Source organism: Chryseobacterium sp. Tr-659 (assembly GCF_011752975.1).
GTDB lineage: Bacteria > Bacteroidota > Bacteroidia > Flavobacteriales > Weeksellaceae > Chryseobacterium.
Genome location: NZ_VWWP01000008.1, coordinates 81,515 through 97,555, shown reverse-complemented (window position 1 = coordinate 97,555; position 16,041 = coordinate 81,515). Strand labels below are relative to the sequence as shown.

Annotated in this window: 20 protein-coding genes; 19 read left to right on the top strand and 1 reads right to left on the bottom strand. The window is 37.4% G+C overall.

The genetic code is table 11. From position 1 onward, the window contains the following. Nucleotides 1-5: 5 nt before the first annotated feature. The 4 genes from ribD to F3J23_RS16865 all read left to right on the top strand — a co-directional run bounded on the left by ribD (nt 6) and on the right by F3J23_RS16865 (nt 2,197). Nucleotides 6-1,031: a bifunctional diaminohydroxyphosphoribosylaminopyrimidine deaminase/5-amino-6-(5-phosphoribosylamino)uracil reductase RibD gene (gene ribD / locus F3J23_RS16880; RefSeq protein WP_167031682.1), complete on the top strand. Its 1,026-nt coding sequence runs from the start codon at nt 6-8 to the stop codon at nt 1,029-1,031. Between the two features lie 62 nt (nt 1,032-1,093). Continuing rightward, entirely contained in the window at nt 1,094-1,258 is a 165-nt protein-coding gene (locus F3J23_RS16875) for a bacteriocin-like protein (RefSeq protein WP_167031679.1), read from the top strand. Nucleotides 1,259-1,290: 32 nt separating this feature from the next. Further along, nucleotides 1,291-1,473, top strand: a complete 183-nt coding sequence (locus tag F3J23_RS16870) for a bacteriocin-like protein (RefSeq protein WP_167031677.1) — start codon at nt 1,291-1,293, stop codon at nt 1,471-1,473. A gap of 118 nt (nt 1,474-1,591) precedes the next feature. Then, nucleotides 1,592-2,197: an IMPACT family protein gene (locus F3J23_RS16865; RefSeq protein ID WP_167031674.1), complete on the top strand. Its 606-nt coding sequence runs from the start codon at nt 1,592-1,594 to the stop codon at nt 2,195-2,197. Here F3J23_RS16865 and F3J23_RS16860 read toward each other — a convergent pair. Next, nucleotides 2,194-2,904, bottom strand: a complete 711-nt coding sequence (locus F3J23_RS16860) for a zinc metallopeptidase (protein ID WP_185156472.1) — start codon at nt 2,902-2,904, stop codon at nt 2,194-2,196. The two genes, F3J23_RS16865 and F3J23_RS16860, sit on opposite strands and share 4 nt — an antisense overlap. 105 nt (nt 2,905-3,009) lie before the next feature. Here F3J23_RS16860 and F3J23_RS16855 point away from each other — a divergent pair, with 105 nt between their 5' ends. The 15 genes from F3J23_RS16855 to nuoL all read left to right on the top strand — a co-directional run bounded on the left by F3J23_RS16855 (nt 3,010) and on the right by nuoL (nt 16,041). Then, the gene (locus F3J23_RS16855) at nt 3,010-4,146 is read left to right on the top strand and encodes a GNAT family N-acetyltransferase (protein ID WP_167031671.1); all 1,137 of its coding nucleotides are present in this window, start codon (nt 3,010-3,012) and stop codon (nt 4,144-4,146) included. A gap of 136 nt (nt 4,147-4,282) precedes the next feature. Further along, the gene (locus F3J23_RS16850; protein WP_167031668.1) at nt 4,283-4,459 is read left to right on the top strand and encodes a hypothetical protein; all 177 of its coding nucleotides are present in this window, start codon (nt 4,283-4,285) and stop codon (nt 4,457-4,459) included. 122 nt (nt 4,460-4,581) lie between these two features. Then, nucleotides 4,582-4,953, top strand: a complete 372-nt coding sequence (locus F3J23_RS16845) for an NADH-quinone oxidoreductase subunit A (RefSeq protein WP_034693436.1) — start codon at nt 4,582-4,584, stop codon at nt 4,951-4,953. 104 nt (nt 4,954-5,057) lie between these two features. Then, nucleotides 5,058-5,618: an NADH-quinone oxidoreductase subunit B gene (locus F3J23_RS16840; protein ID WP_002983540.1), complete on the top strand. Its 561-nt coding sequence runs from the start codon at nt 5,058-5,060 to the stop codon at nt 5,616-5,618. 6 nt (nt 5,619-5,624) lie between these two features. After that, complete coding sequence (locus tag F3J23_RS16835; RefSeq protein ID WP_167031665.1) at nt 5,625-6,119, top strand: NADH-quinone oxidoreductase subunit C; 495 nt, start codon at nt 5,625-5,627, stop codon at nt 6,117-6,119. A gap of 75 nt (nt 6,120-6,194) precedes the next feature. Then, complete coding sequence (nuoD, locus tag F3J23_RS16830) at nt 6,195-7,418, top strand: NADH dehydrogenase (quinone) subunit D (protein WP_089697003.1); 1,224 nt, start codon at nt 6,195-6,197, stop codon at nt 7,416-7,418. Nucleotides 7,419-7,523: 105 nt separating this feature from the next. After that, nucleotides 7,524-8,033 (top strand): complex I 24 kDa subunit family protein, encoded by a 510-nt coding sequence (gene nuoE, locus F3J23_RS16825; RefSeq protein ID WP_167031663.1) that lies wholly within the window; start codon nt 7,524-7,526, stop codon nt 8,031-8,033. A 110-nt stretch (nt 8,034-8,143) separates the two neighbouring features. Then, nucleotides 8,144-9,502 (top strand): NADH-quinone oxidoreductase subunit NuoF, encoded by a 1,359-nt coding sequence (gene nuoF, locus F3J23_RS16820; protein WP_167031661.1) that lies wholly within the window; start codon nt 8,144-8,146, stop codon nt 9,500-9,502. A gap of 5 nt (nt 9,503-9,507) precedes the next feature. Then, nucleotides 9,508-10,383 carry a hypothetical protein gene (locus F3J23_RS16815; protein ID WP_167031658.1) on the top strand — a complete coding sequence of 292 codons (876 nt, stop codon included), beginning with the start codon at nt 9,508-9,510 and terminating at the stop codon, nt 10,381-10,383. A 41-nt stretch (nt 10,384-10,424) separates the two neighbouring features. Continuing rightward, a complete protein-coding gene (locus tag F3J23_RS16810) occupies nt 10,425-11,423 on the top strand; it encodes a 2Fe-2S iron-sulfur cluster-binding protein (RefSeq protein ID WP_167031655.1) in 999 nt (332 codons plus the stop codon). A gap of 96 nt (nt 11,424-11,519) precedes the next feature. After that, nucleotides 11,520-12,584 (top strand): NADH-quinone oxidoreductase subunit NuoH, encoded by a 1,065-nt coding sequence (nuoH, locus tag F3J23_RS16805; RefSeq protein ID WP_167031652.1) that lies wholly within the window; start codon nt 11,520-11,522, stop codon nt 12,582-12,584. Between the two features lie 152 nt (nt 12,585-12,736). Beyond that, the gene (locus tag F3J23_RS16800) at nt 12,737-13,294 is read left to right on the top strand and encodes a NuoI/complex I 23 kDa subunit family protein (protein ID WP_040996950.1); all 558 of its coding nucleotides are present in this window, start codon (nt 12,737-12,739) and stop codon (nt 13,292-13,294) included. Beyond that, on the top strand, nt 13,294-13,791 hold the full coding sequence (locus tag F3J23_RS16795; protein WP_167031649.1) for an NADH-quinone oxidoreductase subunit J: 498 nt from the start codon (nt 13,294-13,296) through the stop codon (nt 13,789-13,791). The genes F3J23_RS16800 and F3J23_RS16795 overlap by 1 nt, the downstream gene beginning before the upstream one ends. Before the next feature lie 4 nt (nt 13,792-13,795). After that, a complete protein-coding gene (gene nuoK / locus F3J23_RS16790; RefSeq protein ID WP_002983557.1) occupies nt 13,796-14,125 on the top strand; it encodes an NADH-quinone oxidoreductase subunit NuoK in 330 nt (109 codons plus the stop codon). A gap of 2 nt (nt 14,126-14,127) precedes the next feature. Then, nucleotides 14,128-16,041 carry an NADH-quinone oxidoreductase subunit L gene (gene nuoL, locus F3J23_RS16785; protein ID WP_167031647.1) on the top strand — a complete coding sequence of 638 codons (1,914 nt, stop codon included), beginning with the start codon at nt 14,128-14,130 and terminating at the stop codon, nt 16,039-16,041.

The window sequence follows — 16,041 nt, the reverse complement described above, 5'->3', positions numbered from 1 at the left end:
AGGATATGAATAACGACGAATTATATATCAAAAGATGCATTGAACTGGCAGGAAAAGCTTTAGGCAGAACTTATCCCAACCCTCTTGTAGGAAGTGTAATTGTACACAACGGAGAGATCATTGGCGAAGGTTATCATCATAAAGCGGGAGAACCTCACGCTGAGATCAATGCTATTAATTCTGTTGAAAATAAGAGCCTCATTCCGGAATCAACCATCTATGTTTCTCTGGAACCTTGTGCCCATTATGGGAAAACACCTCCCTGCGCTTTAAAAATTAAAGAACTGGGGTTTAAAAAAGTAGTGATTGGTGCAATGGACTCCCATGATAAAGTCAATGGCAAAGGAAAAAAAATTATTCAGGATGCAGGAATTGAAGCTGTTTCAGGAATCCTTGAAAATGAATGCATAGAGCTCAATAAAAGATTTTTCACATACCACGAAAAGAAAAGACCTTATATCATTTTAAAATGGGCAGAATCGGGAGATGGTTTTTTAGATAAAGATTTTAAACCCACCGCTGTTTCAAATTCTTTAGTTAATCAGTTTGTACATCAGTTAAGAGCAGATGAGCACGCCATCTTAGTGGGAACCCAGACTGCTTTACATGATAACCCAAGCCTTACTGTAAGAAACACAGAAGGAATAAATCCTGTCAGAATTCTGATTGATTTTGACTTAAAAGTTCCACAGCATTTTAAGATCTATAATAACGAAGCCCGAACATTGGTATTAAATACCCTTAAAGAAGGTTCTGAGGAGAATATTCAATTCATAAAGGTCAGCAAGGAGAATTTCCTGACGGAATTAATGACAGCGCTATACAAAGAACAGATACAATCTGTAATTATTGAAGGAGGAAGTTTTACACTCCAACAGTTTATAGATGCCAATCTTTGGGATGAAGCCATTGTCATCAAAAATGAAAACCTGCAACTGAAAAACGGAACAAAAGCTCCGGAATTCAATCAAAAAACAACTAAAAATCAACGATATAGAGATAACATTATTTCTTTTTTCAAGTTAAAATAACCCATTTTAATCACCCTAATATGAAATAATTTCTTTACATTAGTCATATCAAAAATATTATTATGAAAAATTTAAAGAAAGTTTCTAGACAGAGTTTAAAAAAAGTAAAAGGTGGAATTGCTCCCGAATGCTGCTCTTTTTATCCACCATCATTACAGCATTGCTGTGCAACCCCTTCAAGTATGAGTTGCCCACCACCATGGGCAGACGGAACATTTCCATGCTAATATTATTAAATTAACCCATAAAAAATATTATCATGAAAAATTTGAAAAAAATATCAAGACCTGAGCTTAGAACTATTCAAGGCGGCGGTTTTGTTACATGTACATTACCCAATGGACAACCTACCAGATGCAGAGACTTCTGCCCGACTGATTTCTGTGGACCGACAAGCTACATGTGTCTGATCCCGATGGACCTTTGCGGAGACGGTATTTAAGAACCTTACATAAGGTATAAAACATATAAAGTCGTCAAATTTTGGCGGCTTATTTTATGATCATGATGCAGAATACTAAAGCATTTAATATTTTTGCATAGACAAAGCAGGAATTCCCATGACGTTTGAATACAAGACCATAGAAAAACCTATAGAAAACATTCTTTTAAAAGAAAAAGGAAGCAAATTCATCGGATTTGCATTTCCTGTAAACAATGAAAAAGAATTAAAGGCTGCATTGGAAAAAATCCGGGAGGAACACCCAAAAGCCACCCACCATTGCTATGCTTTCAGAATGGGATTAAATGGAGAAAATTATCGTGCCAATGATGATGGAGAGCCTTCAGGAAGTGCAGGCTTACCCATTTATAATCAATTATTAGCGAATGAAATCACCAACGTTCTCGTTATTGTGGTACGTTACTACGGAGGAACTAAACTTGGTGTCTCAGGGCTGGTAAAAACATATAAAGAATCTGCTAAAATCACTTTAGAAGAATCGAATATCATTACCAGAGAACTGGAAACGGAAGTTGAGATTCAGTTTAATTTCAATCAGCAGAATACCATATTTACTTTGCTTTCTAAATTCGATGCCAAAGTTGTGAATTTTGATGCCAATGAGAACTGTATTCTTACCGCCTCTTTGAAACTGGCACAAAAAGAAAGCATCTCGGAAAAATTATCCGAGATGCAATATGTTTCATTTGAATTTAATGATTAATCCCTTCTTCCGCCGAGAAGTAAAGATCCCCAGTAGAGAAGCTGTGCCAGTGAACCTAAAGCTGCAACAACATAGGTTCTTGCCGCCCATTTCAAACTGTCTTGTACACCTACAAATTCTTCCGCAGTTACCGTTCCTGTATCTTTAAGCCATTTCATTGCTCTGTTGCTGGCGTCATATTCTACAGGTAATGTAACAAAAGCAAAAAGTGTTGTTACCGCAAACATGGCCACACCTATTGCCAGAACTGTCGTATTACCATTAGGATTCTCAATCGTTCTTGAAGCTGCCATTACTGCAATACCTGCAATAAGAACAAACTGCATCAGATTGGAACTTATATTAACAATAGGAACCAGTTTTGAACGTAAATTCAGCATTGAATATCCTACCGCGTGTTGTACAGCGTGTCCGCATTCATGAGCCGCTACTGCTGCAGCTGCTGCATTTCTCTGCATATAAACCCCTTCAGAAAGGTTTACTGTTTTATCTACCGGATTATAGTGGTCCGTCAGCTGCCCGGGAACAGATATTACCTGAACATCATTAATCCCGTTATCTTTCAACATTTTTTCCGCTACTTCTTTCCCCGAAAGGCCATTTCTAAGATGTACATTGGAATAATATTCAAATTTAGATTTCAATCTGGAGGAAACCCACCAGCTCACCAGCATCGAAATACCAATAATGATATAATAACCCATCATTTTATATAGATTTTGTGTTTAATTTTTACCCATAATGATATAAAAACTGTGCCAAAGTATAAGATTTTATTATTTATATTTGTCCTCAAATTACCTTTAAAAAACATGTCTACAGTTTCAATAATTGAAGTTAAAACAGCCGGCCAGCTCAAGCAATTCGTAAGGTTTCCCATGGATCTGTATAAAAATAATCCATACTACGTTCCATCCTTTATTAATGACGAAATCAACATTTGGAATGCTGATGAAAATCCCGCACTTCAGTATTCGGAAGCGAGACAGTATTTAGCCTATAAAAACGAAAAGATTGTAGGACGAATTGCCGTTTTAATTAATCACAAAGAAGAAAAAGAGCTGGGCATTAAAAAGGTTCGCTTCGGATGGATTGATTTTATTGATGATGAAGAGGTTTCTCAGGCATTAATTCAAAAAGCCATTGATTATGCCAAAGAAAAAAATATTGACAAAATTGAAGGCCCAATGGGATTCACCAACCTAGACAAAGCAGGAATGCTTGTAAAGGGGTTTGACCAGCTGGCCACCATGATCGGTATTTACAACAACGAATACTATCCGAAACATCTTGAAAAATTAGGACTGGCAAAGGAAAAAGAATGGGTAGAATTTGAAATCATGTTCCCGGAATCATTGCCGGATAAGATTCATAAATTCAATCAGCTTATTTCTGAAAAGTATAAGCTCAAAGTTTTAAGATTCAAAACAAAAGAAGAGATTTTACAATATGTTGACGCTATGTTTGATCTTCTTGATGAAACTTACAAACATCTTTCCACTTATACACCTATCTCAGACGAACAACGCAAAACATACAAAGAAAAATATTTCAAACTTATTGATAAAGACTTTATTGTTTGTATTGTTGATGAGCACAATAACCTGATCTCATTTGCCATTACAATGCCTTCATATTCCAAAGCTTTGCAAAAATCCGGAGGAAAGCTTCTTCCATTCGGCTGGTGGCATTTTTTAAAGGCAGGAAAGAAAAATGACAGAGCTAATTTTTATCTGATAGGAATCCACCCCGATTATCAGAGAAGAGGAGTTACTTCCATTATTTTCAAAGAAATCTGGGATATATTCAGAAAGAAAGGTGTTAAATACCTTGAAACGAACCCGGAGCTGGAAGAAAACAAAAGCATTCAACTTCTGTGGCAGGATTATAACCCTGTAAATCATAAAAGAAGAAGAACTTATTCTATGCAGATTAACGAACTATCTTAATGAAATAAATATCAATAGTTAATTTTTACTTTGTAAAATCAATGGTCAATAATAACACCAAAAATTAACAAAAGAAACAGATTTACTAATCACTATTTACCATCATTCAAATCTCAAAAATCTCTATCTTTAGTCTATGAAACCACAGCTTATCATATTTGCCATTTTAATTGCCGGATTTATAGCTTACAACTTCTTTTTTCAGTCACCGGATGACCGAACGAATACTGTGATCAATATTGTTTTTGCCAGTATTCTTTTTGGATACATTTCATTTATGGCATATTCTCTCTTGAAAAAAATGAAGAAATAAGCTCTTATTTTTATTGATTCTAAATTGTAGGTTTTCCCTATTTTCATCCGACTTTTAAGCTCATAAATTTCATGCTTTCTTGTTTATTCGCTAAATTTGCAAATTGAGATAATAATGCAAAAATGAATTTACCTGAAAGTTATATTCCAATCCTTATCCAGGCAGGTGTAGCGGTAGGATTTGTCGCCGTTTCTTTACTTGGAGCACATTTCTTAGGTCCACAACAGAAAAAAGGAAATTCTGTAAAAAACCAAAGCTGGGAATGTGGGGTTCCTGTAGAAGGAAATGCGAGAACACCGTTTTCTATCAAGTACTTCCTGACTGCGGTATTGTTCGTACTATTCGATATTGAAATCGTATTCTTTTATCCATATGCGGTAAATTTCAGAGAATTCGGCATGGAAGGTTTCCTTGCTGTACTTACATTCGTTGCGATCTTCTTCGTAGCGTTTTTCTATGTCTGGAAACGCGGCGCATTAGATTGGGATAAATAAATTTTAACATTAAAAGATTGAATTTATTTTAAGTAATTTAAAGATTGTCAAGGTCTTGTTTTTTTTAATCTTTAAATATTTTAATCTTTAAATATTTACTAAAAATGTCAGATAAAAAACCAGTAATAAGAACAGATGCACCTGCTCCCGAAGGCTATGAAGGAGAAGGGTTTTTCGCAACAAAACTGAGCAGTGTAATCGGGATGGCTAGAAAGTTTTCACTTTGGCCGTTACCATTTGCTACCTCTTGTTGTGGTATCGAGTTTATGGCTACCCTGAACCCAACGTATGATGCCTCAAGATTTGGTATGGAAAGAAACTCTTTCTCTCCAAGACAAGCAGATATGCTGATGGTTTGTGGAACTATATCAAAGAAATTGGGACCTGTCCTGAAAGAAGTGTACACTCAGATGGCTGAGCCAAAATGGGTGGTAGCAGTTGGAGCTTGTGCTTCCAGCGGTGGTATTTTTGATACATATTCAGTACTTCAGGGAATTGATAAAATTATTCCGGTAGACGTTTACGTTCCCGGATGTCCTCCAAGACCTGAACAGATTATTGAGGGAGTAATGCAGGTACAAGCTCTTGCTGAAAGCGAAAGCATCAGAAGAAGAGATATGCCTGAATATCAGAAATTATTAGATTCTTACAACATAAGCAACTAAACGGAAATGACAAACGAATTTGTATTAGAAGCAATCACAAGAGAATTTCCGGAATCTGTTATTTCAAGCTCGGAACCTTACGGAATGCTGACTGTTGAAGTAAAGAAAGAAGATATCAAGAAGATCATTCACTATCTTAAAGATTCATCACTGGAATTTAATTTCCTTACGGATATCTGTGGTATTCATTATCCTGAATTCCCTGAAAAGGAAATTGGTGTTGTATACCATTTGCATAATATGATGGCCAATTTCAGATTACGTCTGAAAATTTTCATGTCCAGAGAAAACATCGAAGTAGATTCCCTTGTAGAACTATTTGCAGGTGCTAACTGGATGGAAAGAGAAACGTATGATTTCTATGGGATTAAATTTAAAGGACACCCTGATCTTAGACCTATTTTGAATATGGAAGATCTTGGATACCACCCAATGTTGAAGGAATATCGACTTGAAGACGGCACAAGAACCGACAAGAACGATAGCATGTTCGGAAGATAAAAAATAATGCAATAAGCAGTAAGCAGCAAGCAATAAGCTTAAAGCCTAAAGCCTATAGCCTAAAGCATTTAAATTATGAAAGATAACTCATTATCTAATATACTAAACCAGTACGAAAGTAAGGAACAGATTGACGGACAATTATACACCCTAAATCTAGGACCTACCCACCCTGCTACTCACGGAATTTTCCAGAATATCTTAACGATGGACGGGGAAAGAATTCTTCACGCTGAGCAAACAGTTGGATATATCCACAGAGCATTTGAGAAAATCTCCGAAAGAAGAAACTACTCTCAGATCACCACCCTTACTGACCGTATGAATTACTGTTCTGCCCCGATCAATAACTTAGGTTGGCACATGACAGTAGAAAAACTGATCGGCGTTGAAGTTCCAAAACGTGTAGACTATATGCGTGTTATTCTGATGGAACTTGCCAGAATTGGTGACCACCTGATCTGTAACGGGGTAACCGGGATGGACTCAGGAGCGATTACAGGTCTTACTTACATGTTCATTGAAAGAGAACGTATTTATGATATGTATGAGCAGATCTGCGGAGCCAGAATGACAACCAATATGGGAAGAATCGGAGGATTTGAAAGAGATTTCACCCCTAAGTTTCACGAGTTATTAAAAGACTTCTTAAAAACATTCCCGCCAAGATTCAAAGAATTCTGTACGCTATTAGAAAGAAACAGAATTTTCATGGACAGAACCATCGGTACAGGAGCTATTTCTGCAGAAAGAGCATTAAGCTACGGTTTCACAGGTCCAAACTTACGTGCAGCAGGTGTAGATTACGATGTGAGAGTTGCACAGCCTTATTCTTCATACCAGGATTTCGACTTTATTATTCCTGTAGGAACTTCAGGAGATACTTACGACCGTTTCATGGTTCGTCAACAGGAAATCTGGGAATCAATCAAAATTATCAAACAAGCATACGAAAATCTTCCGGAAGGACCATTCCATGCGGATGTTCCTGATTTCTATCTTCCTGAAAAGGCAGATGTCTATCAGAAAATGGAAGCATTGATCTACCACTTCAAAATCGTAATGGGTGAAACTGATGTACCAAAAGGAGAAGTTTATCACGCGGTAGAAGGAGGAAACGGAGAGTTAGGTTTCTATCTTGTGAGTGATGGAGGAAGAAGTCCTTACAGACTTCACTTCAGAAGACCATGTTTCATCTACTATCAGGCATATCCTGAAATGATTACAGGTTCCGTAATTTCAGATGCCATTGTAACGATGTGTAGTATGAATATTATTGCGGGAGAATTAGACGCATAAAAAATAAGATGTCAGACATCAGATTTCAGATGTTAGACACTTAGCTTTACATATAAATTTAAAATCTGATGTCTGAAATATGGCATCTGAAATCTTAGATAAAAAATGAGCGAAACAATAGCTTTTAAACCGGAAAGTTTAGCACAGGTACACAAAATTATCGCAAGATATCCTGAAGGAAGACAGAAATCTGCCCTTCTTCCTGTACTTCACCTGGCACAGAAAGAATTCGGAGGATGGTTAGATGTTCCTGTGATGGATTACGTTGCCGGACTATTAAGTATCCAACCGATTGAAGTATATGAAGTGGCTACTTTCTATACCATGTTCAATATGAAACCGGTGGGTAAATATGTTTTGGAAGTTTGCAGAACAGGGCCTTGTATGGTTTGTGGCAGCGAGAAAATCCTTGATCATATCAGAACCAAACTGAACATTAAAGACGGACAAACTACGGAAGACGGTATGTTTACTCTAAAGCCGGCTGAATGCCTTGGAGCTTGCGGATACGCACCTATGATGCAGTTAGGAAAATTCTTTCACGAAAATTTAACAATAGAAAAAGTGGACGAAATCCTTGAGCTTTGCAGACAGGGACAAGTGGCTTTAGACTAATAAAGATTTTGAATCCGTAATCTTGATTGTCGGATTTAAACTCGGTTAATTTTTTTAATAATTATAAAAAGCTAAAAGCCAAAAGCCGATAGCGAAAAGCATAATAAACAATGAGTAAAAAACTTTTACTTAAAGACGCACATGTAGAAGGTATTCGCTACTTTGAAACCTACCGTAAACAGGGAGGTTACACAGCAGCTGAAAAAGCCTTGAAGATGACTCCTGACGAAATTCTTGAAGAAGTAAAAGCTTCAGGATTAAGAGGTCGTGGTGGAGCCGGATTCCCAACAGGAATGAAATGGAGCTTTCTGGCAAAGCCTGAAGGAGTGCCAAGACACCTTGTTGTGAATGCGGATGAATCTGAGCCTGGAACATTCAAGGACAGATATCTGATGGAGTTCCTTCCTCACTTATTGATTGAAGGAATGCTAATTTCATCTTACTGTTTAGGTTCCAATACTTCTTATATCTACATCCGTGGAGAATATTCATGGATTCCTGATATTCTGGAAGAAGCTATTGAAGAAGCCAAAGCAGCAGGATTTTTAGGTAAAAATATCCTGGGAACAGGTTTCGATTGTGAAATTTATGTTCAACGAGGTGGTGGAGCATATATCTGCGGTGAAGAAACAGCATTGCTTGAATCCCTTGAAGGAAAAAGAGGTAACCCAAGATTAAAACCGCCATTCCCGGCTGTAAAAGGTCTTTGGGAGAGACCAACGGTGGTAAATAACGTTGAATCTATTGCTGCAATAGTTCCGATCATTGATATTACAGGTGCTGAATACGCTAAAATCGGAGTTGGAAGATCTACAGGTACAAAATTGATTTCTGCTTGTGGAAATATCAATAAACCAGGTGTATACGAAATCGATATGACAATCACCGTAGAAGAATTCATTTATTCTGATGAATATTGCGGAGGTATTAAAGATGGTAAAAAATTAAAGGCTTGTATTCCTGGAGGAAGTTCTGTTCCGATTGTTCCGGCAAATTTATTGTTAAGAACCGTGAACGGAGAGCCAAGATATATGAATTATGAATCATTGGCAGATGGTGGTTTTGCTACCGGAACAATGATGGGTTCAGGAGGTTTCATCGTTTTGGATGAAGATCAGTGTATTGTAGACCACACGATGACGTTGGCAAGATTCTACAATCACGAAAGTTGCGGACAATGTACTCCTTGCCGTGAAGGAACGGGATGGATGTACAAGATTTTGAAAAAAATCGAGAAAGGAGAAGGAAAAATGGAAGATATCGATCTACTTTGGGATATCCAGAGAAAAATCGAAGGAAACACGATTTGTCCGTTGGGTGATGCAGCAGCTTGGCCGGTTGCAGCAGCAATCCGTCACTTCAGAGATGAATTTGAGTGGCACGTGAAAAACCCAGAATTGTCTCAGACACAAAATTATGGATTGGCACATTATGCAGATCCTATCCCGGCTGTTGAAAAGAACGCATAGGTGAAATGAAAAAATTGTTGGTTGTCGGCTTAATGATGTCGAGTTTTGTTTTCGGACAAAATAAAGAAAAGGATACTTTAATAGATAGAAGTTCAGATAAAGGAGCATTGGTTTCAAGAAAGAAACCTGAACCTTTAAGCAAAAAAGGCCAAATGTTCGTTTTCTTTGGATGGAACAGAGCAGCGTTCAGTAATTCAGATATTCGTTTCACAGGAAACGGTTATGATTTTCAGCTGAATAATGTATCTGCACAGGACAGACCTACGAAATTTGGTATTGTTTATATCAATCCGGCATGGTTTACAGTGGTTCAGTACAACTTCAGAGCAGGTTACTTTATTAAAGATAATTTAGCGCTTGTTTTGGGAATAGACCACATGAAATATGTGATGAATCAAAACCAGACGGTTGATTTCAAAGGTCATATTTCAGATCCTGAATATGCCGCCATGGTGCAGAACGGACAGGTAAATCTGGCAGATGAGAAGTTCCTTACTTTTGAACATACAGACGGACTTAATTATGAAAACTTAGGTCTTGAAAGATACCAAAGCATTATCAACAAAAAAAATGTTGACTTGGTTTGGTCTTATGGAGCCGGAATCGGATTCATGTTCCCGAAAAGTAATGTAAAGCTTTTTGGTAATGAAAGAAGTGACCGTTTTCATGTAGCAGGTCTTGGTACTGACGTAAGAGCCACACTTAACCTTGTTTTATGGGATCACGTGATGGTAAGATTGGAAGGAAAAGCCGGTTATATCAACATGTGGGATATTAAAACCACATTAAATAATAAACCTGACAAGGCACAACAGGATTTTGTTTTCGGACAAGTCCTTGCAGGAATCGGGTATACTTTTAATACGAAAAAATATAAATAACAAAGCCTATTGCTTAACGCATAAAGCTTAAAGCATACGATATGAGCGAAGAAGTTAAAAAATTCAAAATAACTATAGACGGACAGACTACTGAAGTTTTGCCTGGTACTTCTATTCTGGAAGCAGCAAGACAAATCGGCGGTAAATCTGTACCTCCTGCAATGTGTTACTACAGCAAATTAGAAACCAGTGGAGGAAGATGTAGAACATGTCTTGTGGAAGTTTCTAAGGGATCTGAAGCAGATCCGCGTCCTATGCCCAAATTAGTAGCAAGCTGCAGAACTAATGTAATGGACGGGATGGAAGTAAAAAACCTTACTTCTGAGAAAGCTCAGGAAGGAAGAAAAGCGGTTACTGAATTCTTATTGGTAAACCACCCGCTGGACTGTCCTGTTTGTGACCAGGCTGGTGAATGTCATCTTCAGGATCTTGGCTACGAGCACGGAAACCTTGAAACAAGAACAGAATTCGAAAGAAATACTTACGAAGCGGATGATCTTGGACCGAACATCAAACTGAACATGAACCGTTGTATTCTTTGTGCAAGATGTGTATTAACAGCAAACCAGCTTACAGAAACAAGAGAACACGGTATCCTTTTCAGAGGAGATCACGCTGAAATTTCAACGTATTTAAATAAAGCTTTAGATAATGACTTCATCGGAAACGTGATCGACGTTTGTCCTGTAGGAGCATTAACGGACAGAACTTCACGTTTTGCAAGCAGAGTATGGTTTACAAAACCGATGAATGCTTCTTGTAAATGTGATAAATGCTCAGGAAAAGCTGTAGTTTGGATGAAAGGTGACGAAATTGTAAGAGTTACTGCAAGAAAAGATCAGTGGGGAGAAGTTGAAGAATTTATCTGCGATACATGTCGTTTCGAAAGGAAAGCTTTATCAGACTGGAATATCGAAGGTCCTAGACATATCGACAGACATTCTGTAATTTCATTGAATCATTACCAGAAGCCAAAAGACGAATTGATCATGATTGATAATCCTGACGCTAAGGAAATCAGTGAAAAAGACGAAAAATAATTTTAATAAAGACAATTAGATTTCAGACACAGGACATCAGACTTAATCTCATATCTAGTATCTGACATCTCACATCTAAAAATCTTTAAAACAAAAATGGATTTACTTACATTTAAACTTATACTTGTATTAGCACTTTTCCTGCTATCACTTACGATTGCAGCCTACTCTACCTGGGCAGAAAGAAAAGTTGCCTCTATCATGCAGGATAGAATTGGTCCGAACAGAGCCGGGCCTTTCGGATTACTGCAACCTCTTGCTGACGGTGGAAAATTCTTCTTCAAGGAAGACTTTACACCTGCCAATGCTGAAAAATTCCTTTTCGTATTGGGACCGGCTTTAGTAATGTTTATTTCATTGATCACAGGAGCCGTTATTCCTTGGGGTAAAAGTTTAAATATTGCAGGTACTTCTTTTGATCTTCAGGTTGCTAATATTGACGTTGGTGTACTTTTCATCATCGGAATGGCTTCCATCGGGGTTTACGGAATCATGATCGGAGGTTGGGCTTCGAACAACAAATATTCATTACTAGGTGCTATCCGTGCTTCTTCTCAGATGATTTCTTATGAATTGGCAATGGGATTAGCACTTCTTTCTATCATTATGATGTCCGGAAGTTTAGACTTAAAAGTAATCACTGAAAGCCAAACTACTGGGAAATTATGGGGCGTTATTCCTTGGGTTTCCGGGATGAACTGGAATATTTTCTATCAGCCGGTTGCTTTCCTTGTATTCTTTGTAGCCGCTTTAGCAGAAACCAACAGACACCCGTTCGATTTACCTGAGTGTGAATCTGAATTGGTAACAGGATACTCTACAGAATACTCTTCCATGAAGTTAGGTTTATATATGTTCGGTGAATACGTGAACATGTTTATTTCCAACGCTTTCATGGTAGTTCTTTTCTTCGGAGGTTACAACTATCCTGGAATTGAGTGGGTAACTCAGAACTGGGGAGAAAACACTGCAGGAATCTTAAGTATCGTAGCATTCTTAACGAAAACCGTAATCGGAATTTTGATCTTTATGTGGATCAGATGGACACTTCCAAGATTCAGATATGATCAGTTAATGCACTTAGGATGGAAAACATTAATCCCGATGGCATTGGTAAACCTATTAATTACAGGAGCTGTAATTTTAGCGTTTGCGAACTAAGAAAATTTGAAAATGAGCTGATTTGAAAATTTGATAATGAAATCAAAGTTTTATCTTTAGCCTATCATATTCAATCATCAATATTAAATAATTAAGATAGCAGACAAGATTAGTCTAAAATCTGGTGTCTAACATCTAATATCTATAATTAAATGAAATTAACTAACAGATCAAAAGTTGTTTCCAATAAAGAAATGACCCTTGCTGAAAAAATCTACCTGCCTGCAATCTTTACAGGGATGGGGATTACATTTAAGCATGCTGTAAGAACCGTGATAAAGGGTGCTCCCGCAGTATATTCGTATCCGGAAGTACAGAAGCCAAGAACTACCATCTGGAGAGGCCAGCACGTTTTGAAAAGAGACGAAGAAGGCAGAGAAAGATGCACAGCTTGCGGACTTTGTGCGGTAGCTTGTCCTGCAGAAGCCATTACGATGACTGCTGCTGAAAGAACTAAAGAGGAAAAAGGCCTTTACAGAGAAGAAAAGTATGCTTCAGTATATGAAATCAATATGCTGAGATGTATTTTCTGCGGAATGTGTGAAGAAGCTTGTCCTAAATCTGCAATCTACCTTACCGACAGACTGGTGGACGTAGAAACCAACAGAGGTTCTTTCATCTATGGAAAAGATAAATTAGTTGAAAAAATAAATGAAAGGATTGATATCACGACAAGACAATCCGAGAAACAAAAAAATGCGGTAAAATAATGGATCAGTTTTTATTTTTCTTGGTGGCGTTTTTAGCAGTGGCAAGTGCAGTTTATTTTGTATTTGCAAAGAATCCTCTATATGCTATTTTGTCATTAATTGTTACGATGTTTTCAATTGCAGGAATGTACATCCTTTTGAATGCACAGTTCCTGGCAATCATCCAGATTATAGTGTACGCAGGTGCCATTATGGTACTTTTCCTTTACATCTTAATGATGCTTAACCTTAATAAAGAAGACGAAAGTAAGAAGAGCAATACTTTAAAATTTGTTGGAGTTTTTACTGCAGGTATTCTTTTAGTAGGAGTATTAGGCGTTTTCAGAGGAGTGAGAGAAAACCACATTGTTCTTGATAATGTAGACAGAGGGGTAGGTCTTACGAAAAATCTGGGTAGACTTTTGTTTAATGAATATGTTTTACCGTTTGAGCTTGCTTCCATCCTAATTCTGGCAGGTATTGTAGGCGCGGTATTAATCGGTAAAAAAGATTTATAAAATTATGGGAGAAGTAAATACATTTATACAAAGCATCCCTTTGGACTACTTCATCATTCTTTCATCAGTACTATTCTGTTTGGGAGTAATGGGAGTATTGCTTAGAAAAAATGCTATTGTGATTCTGGGCTGTGTAGAGCTTATGCTGAATTCTGTAAACCTTTTATTGGCAGCTTTTTCAGCGTATAAAGGCAACGGCGACGGACAGCTTTTAGTTTTCTTCATTATGGTGGTAGCTGCTGCTGAAGTAGCGGTAGGTCTGGCAATTATTGCCATGCTATATAGAAACACCCGTTCTGTGGATGTAAGTATATTTAATAAATTAAGAGGATAAGAATGGAGAATCTAGTATATGCAATAGTACTTTTACCACTTTTAGGGTTTCTTATTAACGGTTTATTCGGAAAAAATCTTCCAAAAATATTGGTTGGATCTTTGGCAACAGCAATGGTTTTCGGATCATTCTGTATCGCTGTAAGTCTTTTCATGAATTTCAATTCTGAAAGCCAGCCTGTAATCGTAAAAGCTTTTGAATGGTTTAGAGTAAATGGAGTTCAAATCAATTTTGGATTCCAGATTGATCAGCTTTCTTTAATGATGGTAATGATCATCACGGGTATCGGTTCACTGATCCACTTATACTCTATCGGATATATGAGTCATGACAAAGGATTTTATAAGTTCTTTACTTATCTGAACCTTTTCATTTTCTCCATGTTACTTTTAGTAATGGGAAGCAACTACCTTATCCTGTTCATCGGATGGGAAGGTGTAGGTCTTTGTTCTTACCTGTTGATCGGATTCTGGTATACCAACGAAGAATACGGTAAAGCAGCAAGAAAAGCTTTCATCATGAACAGAATTGGTGACCTTGCGTTATTGATTGGGATCTTTATGATTGCTTCTCAAACCAATGCTGTAGATTATCTTTCTGTAGCAGAAAACGCTTCAAAATTTGAATTAGACGGAACAGTGATCATCTTTATCACAGCGAGTTTATTCATCGGTGCTACCGGTAAATCTGCTCAGGTTCCATTATATACTTGGTTACCAGACGCGATGGCTGGGCCAACTCCTGTATCTGCGTTAATTCACGCGGCAACGATGGTAACTGCAGGTATCTATTTGGTAGTAAGATCCAACTTCTTATTTACTTTAGCACCAACGGTACAAGGAGGAATTTTATTCATCGGATTCTTAACGGCAGCATTAGCAGGATTCTATGCACTTCGTCAGAATGACATTAAAAAAGTATTGGCATACTCTACTGTTTCACAGCTTGGATTTATGTTCATCGCTTTAGGTCTTGGAGCCTATACAACAGCTATGTTCCACGTAATGACACATGCATTCTTTAAGGCATTGTTATTCTTAGGAGCAGGTTCTGTAATCCATGCGATGAGCAACGAACAGGATATGCGTTTCATGGGAGGTCTTAAAAAATATATTCCTCTTACCCACGCTACATTCCTTATCGGGACATTAGCAATTTCAGGTTTCCCTTTATTATCAGGGATGATCTCTAAAGACGAAATTTTAGTAGCAGCATTCGCTAAAAACCCTGTTTATTGGGTTATCTTATTTGTATTAGCCGCAATGACTGCAACGTATATGTTCAGACTGTATTATTTGACATTCCACGGAGAATTCAGAGGTACTGAAGAACAAAAACACCACTTACATGAAAGCCCGTCTAATATGACATTACCATTGATCGTGTTGGCTATTCTTTCTGTAATCGGAGGTTTCATTAATCTGCCACACTTTATTGGTCATGGCCACTATGCTAAACTGATGGAATGGTTAAAGCCTGTTCTTACCGAACAAAGCTACAGCCAGATGGAAGCTACTCTTTCAGGAGTACCTTTCAATACTGAAATGATCTTATTAGCAGCAACAATCCTGATGTTCTTCTCTGTATGGTTCATCGTTAGAAACACTTACGTGAAAAAGAAAAAAATGGCTGTTGCAGAAGAAAACTATACCGGATGGGAAAAGCTTTCTGCTAAGAAATTATACGTTGACGAACTTTACAACGCATTGATTGTAAAAACTGTTGAAGGATTAGGACGCGGAGGAAAAATGTTTGATAAGGGTATCTTAGACCGTTTTGTAAACTTTGTAGGTGATGGTGCTGAAGACAGCGGAAAAGCTATGAAGCGTGTACAGAACGGAAATGTAGAGACATATATCCTTATCATGTCTTTAGCTGTGGGAATTATATTAATTGTTAACTTTTTATTACAATAA